This window comes from Alteromonas infernus (assembly GCF_902705815.1).
The window spans coordinates 22,786-29,837 of record NZ_CACSIG010000028.1; the positions used below are offsets into that span (position 1 = coordinate 22,786).

The window sequence follows — 7,052 nt, forward strand, 5'->3', positions numbered from 1 at the left end:
TTAACCTAACACGTTTAATTTATCAATAGGGGGAGTTGAAAACCGGGCTGGCAGCGATGGCCAAGGGTAGCTATCTGGCTGTTGAAGAGCGCTATACCAAGCCTGTACTTCTGATTCATTGACCACGCGACCGGTATCGAAAGGCGCAGTGATGCTAAGCTCTCCCGCAGATAAAGGCAGGCGCAGGTGCCATGCGTGAAGGTAAAGTCTGTCGGAGGGCGCACCACCGTATAGACTGTCGCCTAAAATTGGGGCGCCAATACTTTTTAATGCCACACGGATTTGGTGCGTTTTGCCTGAATGGGGTTTAACAATAAAGCCTCGTGTGCCCGGTTTAGCGGCATGGCTGAAGAACTGGGTAATAGCGGGGTTTTCCTGCGACTTTAACAAGATGCGCTGACCGCCACGACGGTTTTTCATATCGCCGATGATTGCACCTTGTTTCTTCTTAGGCTTGTGTTCACTTAAGGCCAAATAAAATTTACCGATGCGTCGTGAATAAAACAGCTCGCCAATTTCAGCCGCTGTTTTTGCATTCTTCGCCAAACACAAGCAGCCCGATGTTCCCGTATCTAACCGGTGGCATAAATGCAGTTCGCTAAAGCTAAGCTGCTTTTTAAGCTGGGTGACAATACCATCAGTACGCAGCGTATCTTCGCCTTTGCAAGCTGAGCTTTCTTTTTGTGCAGCATTTTTGTCGGTGTCTTCATGCTCGATAGCTAGCGCGTTATCTTTCGGGGCACCTAGCTTGCTGTCTAGGGCGTCGTGCATCGCAACGCCAACAGGCTTATTTACTACAAGTAAGTTTGCGTCTTCAAAAAGAATAGGTATGGGTTGCACTAGCTATTTTCTAACTCTGAAATGGCTTCTTCGTAGTCAAGTTCGTCAACGGCATCAACAATGGCAGTTCGCTTATCCTCGGGCAGAGCAAGGGCATCTAACCACTCATCTAGCTTTTCTTCGGCAATAAATTCGCTGGCCTTCAGTGCAGCCATTAATTGTTTACGTGCTCGCTCAGCCACTGCGCCGTTAGCCGGCGCTACGACACTAGGCGCAGGTTCTTGTATAAGCGTGTCTACTGCAGCAATCGTCTCATTAAGCACAGTAACAAAAGCGGGGTATTCATCGGCAATTCGTTTATCGTTTCTAAAGGCACTCTCCACTGGCTTACTGGCATTGTGCAGAGCAAACATGCCCAAATTGCCCGTAACGCCCTTTAAGGTGTGAGTAAGTGAATAGGCTTCATCGAAGTCACCTTTTGCAACATGCGCTTGTATGTCAGCATCAAGAGAACGATATTCATCCGTAAACTTACCCAGTAGCGTGAACAATAGCTTTTTATTTCCACTGAGTTGTGACATTCCAAAATCAATATCAAGTACTGTTGTTGACTGATCCATGCAACTTTCCTTTTAACCGCTATTTTCTATTCCAAATGGAAACCATTTATTCGCTCATTCGTACCACTTACCAATATTAAGCGGTGAAAAAACGCATTTGCAAAGAGCTTTTGCGTACAAGTGTATTTCAGAAATACATAAATTAATACAATCATAGCAAAGTCCAGAGAAGTAAAGCGTTAAAAAGTCTGGTAATCTTTCAAAATTCGCTAGTTCATTAAGGTCGGTGACCCTAACATTGGGCTTGAGCAGTTTGTTACTTAGCGAAGGATGAAGGTGTAGTTATTTTAAAAGGAATCATCATGTCAGGAAAACTGGCTCTACGAACTCTGTGTATGGCCTTAGGGGTCATTGTTGTAACAGCGTGTCAACACGCACCGGTAGATCATGCTCAAAGCCAAGCTGAGGCTGCAACAAATTCATCTAATACCGTCTCTATTCCCTACGAGAAGTACACGTTAGAAAATGGTCTTACCGTAATACTGCACGAAGATCATTCAGACCCGCTTGTTCACGTTGACGTTACTTACCACGTAGGCTCAGCGAGAGAAGATGTAGGTAAATCCGGTTTTGCTCACTTCTTCGAGCACATGATGTTTCAGGGCTCAAAACACGTAGCAGACGAACAGCACTTCAAAGTGATTACCGAGTCAGGCGGTAACTTAAACGGTACAACCAATACCGACCGCACGAATTATTTTGAAACGGTACCTGCCAACCAGCTAGAAAAAGTGCTGTGGTTAGAGTCAGATCGCATGGGCTATCTTTTAGAAGCAGTGGATCAAACCAAGTTTGAAAATCAAAGAGAGACGGTGAAAAACGAGCGTGCACAGCGCGTTGATAATCAACCATATGGCTTGCGTTATGAGCTTAACGGCGAAGCCTTATACCCAGAAGGTCACCCTTATTCGTGGATGACTATTGGCTATGTAGAAGACTTAGACCGGGTTAACGTTAACGACCTAAAAGCTTTTTTTAAACGTTGGTATGGCCCCAACAATGCCGTACTTACTATTGGTGGCGATATCGACGTAGCAAAAACCAAAGCGTGGATAAAAAAGTATTTTGGCGAGATACCGGCTGGGCCTGCTGTAGAAGAGCCTGAGCCGCAACCTGTCACGCTTACTGAAACACGCTATATGACATTGGAAGACAAAGTCCATTTGCCATTGCTGCAAATTACCTATCCCACCGTTTACGGTCGCCACGAAGATGAGGCCCCGCTTGACGTGCTGGCTGATATCTTAGGGGGAGGGAAAACCTCACTTTTCTACAAAAACTTGGTTAAAGAAGGGATGGCGGTTCAAGCAGTCGTTTCTCACCCTTGTCGTGAGCTTGCCTGTGAATTTCAGCTACTTGCCCTAGCGAACCCGGCAAAAATTACATCGTTATCAACCTTGCAAGAGGTGCTAAACCAAACACTCAAAGAATTTGAAACGCGCGGCGTGACGGCAGACGATTTAGCACGCACAAAAGGTCAAATTGAAGCGCGTACCGTGTTTGGGCTTCAAAGTGTATCTGGCAAAGTATCAGCATTGGCCGCTAACGAAACGTTTTACCAAACCCCAGACTTGATAGCAGAAGACATTGAACGCTATAACGCAGTAACGGCAGACGACGTGATGCGGGTTTACAACAAGTACATCAAAGATGCTAATAGCGTTGTACTAAGTGTGGTACCAAAAGGGCAAGTACAGTTAGCTGCCGCCGAGCAAACCTTTGAACGCCCGGTAAGAAATATTCACGTTGAAACCGTTGACGTTGCCGGTGAGGAAGCGTTTACTAGCGCACCTTCAAGTTTCGATAGAAGCGTGATGCCTAAAGCCGGTGATGCACCTGTCGTGGAAGTGCCTGACTACTGGGAAGCTGAACTTGCCAACGGCATTAAAATACTGGGGGTAACCAGTACAGAAACGCCAACGGTTACCTTAACGTTAGGTATGGACGGCGGCATGTTGCTAGATTCAGAAGGCAAAGCTGGAACGGCCTACCTTACGGCACTATTGATGAACGAAACGACGAAGCATTACTCCAATGAAGCGTTGGCCAGTGAACTTGCCAAATTGGGAAGTTCTATTCGTTTCAGTACCGCAGGCAGATATTCACAGGTTTATGTGTCTACGTTAACCAAGCACCTAGATGAAACCTTAGCGCTTTTAAAAGAAAAGCTTTTTAACCCCGCTTTCACAGAAGAAGATTTCGAGCGCATGAAGGAGCGGGTGGTTCAAGGTCTGCAGCAGCAGGCGAAAACACCATCGAGCTTAGCACGACGGGCACGAGATCTTATTTTGTTTGGCGAAGACAATCGCGTGAGTTTGCCAGACGAAGGCACCCTTGAGACTGTGCAAAGTATCACGCTGGACGATGTGAAAACCTTCTATAAAAATTACTATTCGCCAGATAAAGCAAGCATTGTTGCTGTTGGAAACTTATCGAAGAAGAACATGGTTGAAACGCTTGATTTTATAGGCCAGTGGCAAGGTAACGCCTACGAATCTGCTGATTATAGTGACTTTCCTCAGTACAACCAAAATCAAATTTTCCTTATTGATAGCCCTGAAGCAGTTCAGTCGGTTGTCTATATTGTGGACAGAAGTTTACCTTTCGATGCGACGGGCGATCATTTCAAATCACGTTTAATGAACTTCCCGCTAGGCGGGGCATTTAACAGCCGTATCAACCTAAACTTACGCGAGGATAAAGGTTTTACTTACGGCGCAAATAGCGGCTTTGTAGGCGGCAAAACGCTGGGCTGGTTCGAAGTGAGTACCGACCTTACCGCCGCTAATACCGGCGAAGGGATAAAAGAAATTTTAGGTGAAATTGAGCGTTATAGGTCTGAGGGTGTGGAAAAAGCGGAAATTGATTTTATGCGCAATGCTTTTACGCTTAGCGATGCCCTTGAATTTGAGACGCCTACAAGCAAAGCGCGCTTCTTGCGTCAGTTATTGAGCTACGGTTTAGAAAAAGGTTATCGAGAAGCGCAGCTAGATATTATCAATAACATTGATAAAGAATCGATAGACGCGCTTGCAAAGCAATATTTGAATCTTGATAAGATGCAAATTATTGTAGTGGGCGATAAAGCGAAAATTTTGCCTCAGTTGAACGCGCTATCAATGCCAATTATCGAGTTATCAGTAGAGGGTAACACGCGAGAAGCGTTAAACTGACAGATTAATTTTTGTTGAATTTACACTATTGCCCCCCATAACAGGGGCAATATTGACATAACGGACCACCATTTTGACTGTAGACTCATCCCGTTTTGAAGCGCGCATAGCCGCGCTTAAGTCACCCGAGTTCCTAGCTGCGCTAAAAGATATTAAGCGTGGAGTAGAGCGCGAAGCCCTTCGTATAAACCCAAATGGCACCTTGGCACAAACGCCACACCCCAAGCCGCTGGGATCAGCGCTGACTCACGACTCAATAACTACAGACTTTTCAGAGTCGCTGTTAGAGTTTATAACGCCACCAGAAAATAGCGCGGCAAAAACAATTTCTCAGTTAAAAGATATCCATAAGTTTGTCATTAATAACATTGGTGAAGAGCAAATTTGGCCACTTAGTATGCCTTGCTTCATTGAAGATGAAGCCGACATTCCTATTGCCTATTTTGGTGAGTCGAACGTTGGGAAAATGAAACGGGTTTATCGTATTGGGCTTAAAAACCGTTACGGCAGCATGATGCAAGCCATTGCTGGTGTGCACTTTAATTTCTCACTACCTGAAAGCTTTTGGAAGCTGTGGGCAGAGCTGAACGGAAAAGAATATTCGCAAGAACAAGTTTCTGCAGACTATTTTGGATTAATTCGTAATTACCGTCGTCTTTGCTGGCTTATCCCTTATCTTTATGGCGCGTCTCCGGCACTGTGTGGCTCGTTCTTAAAAGGTAAAAAGCATGCACTGCCATTTAAGAAGGTAGGCAAAGGCACTGTATATATGCCTTATGCAACCTGTCTACGAATGAGTGATTTAGGCTATACCAGTGCAGAGCAATCCTCACTTAAAATTTGTTATAACCGGTTAGATAATTACGTTAAGCTGCTGCGCGACGCTATGACAACGCCTTCTTCACGCTTTAGTGAATTCGCGGCAGGAGAAGAAGGAAATTATCAACAGTTAAGTCGCAATATCATTCAAATTGAAAATGAACTGTATTCACCTATACGCCCTAAGCAGCCTACCGAGTCAATGGAGAAACCAACAGACGCTTTGGTTCGTCGCGGTATCAGTTACATTGAAGTCCGCGCTCTAGACGTTAACCCGTTTTCACCCATAGGTATCTCGCAAACGCAGTTTGACTTCTTAGATGTGTTCTTAGTGGCGTGTTTACTTATGCCAAGTGCAGAGCTAGATGAAGCTCAGCTTAAAGAAGCTAAAGAAAACATGAATAAAGTGGTGCTAGAAGGGAGAAATCCTGACTTAGTGCTACAGAACAATGGTGTGGATACTACACTGCCACAATGGTGCGCATCGCTGTTTCACGTATTTGAGCAAGCTGCCGAGCTATTGGATTTGGCTAACGACACTACGGCTTATTCGCAGGCGGTGAAAGCTGAATTTGAAAAAGTGAAAAATCCAGACATAACGCCGTCAGGCAAACTGCTTGCTATGTTGTTGGAAGACGACAAAGATAACGGCATACTTGGTCTTGAACTGGCGCAGGCATATCAGGCGGAAATGAAGTCTTTTGAGTATACCGATACCGATGCGGCGGGTTTTGCCGCACAAGCTGAAGTATCATTCTCCGCGCAAAAAGAGATAGAAGCGTCTGACACTAAAGACTTTGATACATTCATTCGTGATTATTTCGCTGAAGCTCCTGCAAAAAAAAATGCCTGACATAAGTCAGGCATCGAAGGGTTCCAGGGAAACACACATTTTACTAGAACATTAATTAAGACAAGCTATGAGTCAAAAGTTCAAAAAACTGGTTGTTTTTTTATCAACGCTCATCGTTCTTTTTCCACTGCTTATCGCTGGGTGTGCAACTACGCCTCCTAAAGACATCAGTAATTTGTGCGAAATTTTCTATGAAAAGGACGATTGGTATGATGCAGCGGCTGATGCCAGAGACAAATGGGGGGTGCCTATCCATGTTCCTATGGCCATGATGTATCAGGAAAGTTCGTTTCGACACGATGCGCTTCCCCCACGTGATTATGTTTTCTTTGGGTTAATTCCGTGGGGACGAGTCAGTTCAGCCTATGGGTATTCTCAAGCTAAAACGCCTACATGGGCAGACTATATGAGAGAAACGGATAACAGTGGCGCAGATAGAGATGACTTCGAAGACGCTATCGACTTCATGGGCTGGTTTATCTACAAGTCTCAAAAAGTGAACGGCATTTCAAAATGGGACGCGTATGCCCAATACTTGAATTATCACGAAGGGTGGGGCGGCTATAAGCGAAGAAGTTACGACAGAAAGCCTTGGCTCAAAAAAGTGGCGTCAAAAGTAAAAGCACGTTCATTGCGATACGCCACTCAGCTTAAGACCTGCGAAGAAGACCTCCAGAAAGGGTGGTTTATGAAGCTGTTTAGTTAACGCAGATCGGCTGCTGAAAAGATAAAGAGCACACAAAGCGCGACTTCCAAGTCGCGTTTTTTGTTTGCCCAGCGAAGCTGGCAAACCCGTCAGGTTGAAAG

At 45.1% G+C, this 7,052-nt stretch carries 5 protein-coding genes; 3 read left to right on the forward strand and 2 right to left on the reverse strand.

From position 1 onward, the window contains the following. Both ACX5J7_RS07280 and ACX5J7_RS07285 read right to left on the reverse strand, forming a co-directional pair. Complete coding sequence (locus ACX5J7_RS07280) at nucleotides 1-840, reverse strand: pseudouridine synthase (protein WP_498706644.1); 840 nt, start codon at nucleotides 838-840, stop codon at nucleotides 1-3. After that, nucleotides 840-1,400 carry an Hpt domain-containing protein gene (locus ACX5J7_RS07285; RefSeq protein ID WP_278385828.1) on the reverse strand — a complete coding sequence of 187 codons (561 nt, stop codon included), beginning with the start codon at nucleotides 1,398-1,400 and terminating at the stop codon, nucleotides 840-842. Before ACX5J7_RS07285 ends, ACX5J7_RS07280 begins: the two co-directional genes overlap by 1 nt. 302 nt (nucleotides 1,401-1,702) lie before the next feature. Between ACX5J7_RS07285 and ACX5J7_RS07290 the strand changes: the two genes are divergently transcribed. From ACX5J7_RS07290 to ACX5J7_RS07300, 3 genes are all read left to right on the forward strand, one after another. Next, the gene (locus tag ACX5J7_RS07290) at nucleotides 1,703-4,573 is read left to right on the forward strand and encodes a M16 family metallopeptidase (RefSeq protein ID WP_498706646.1); all 2,871 of its coding nucleotides are present in this window, start codon (nucleotides 1,703-1,705) and stop codon (nucleotides 4,571-4,573) included. Nucleotides 4,574-4,646: 73 nt separating this feature from the next. After that, the gene (gene gshA / locus ACX5J7_RS07295; RefSeq protein WP_498706648.1) at nucleotides 4,647-6,245 is read left to right on the forward strand and encodes a glutamate--cysteine ligase; all 1,599 of its coding nucleotides are present in this window, start codon (nucleotides 4,647-4,649) and stop codon (nucleotides 6,243-6,245) included. Nucleotides 6,246-6,312: 67 nt separating this feature from the next. Next, nucleotides 6,313-6,951 carry a transglycosylase SLT domain-containing protein gene (locus tag ACX5J7_RS07300; protein ID WP_278385822.1) on the forward strand — a complete coding sequence of 213 codons (639 nt, stop codon included), beginning with the start codon at nucleotides 6,313-6,315 and terminating at the stop codon, nucleotides 6,949-6,951. Nucleotides 6,952-7,052 lie beyond the last annotated feature (101 nt).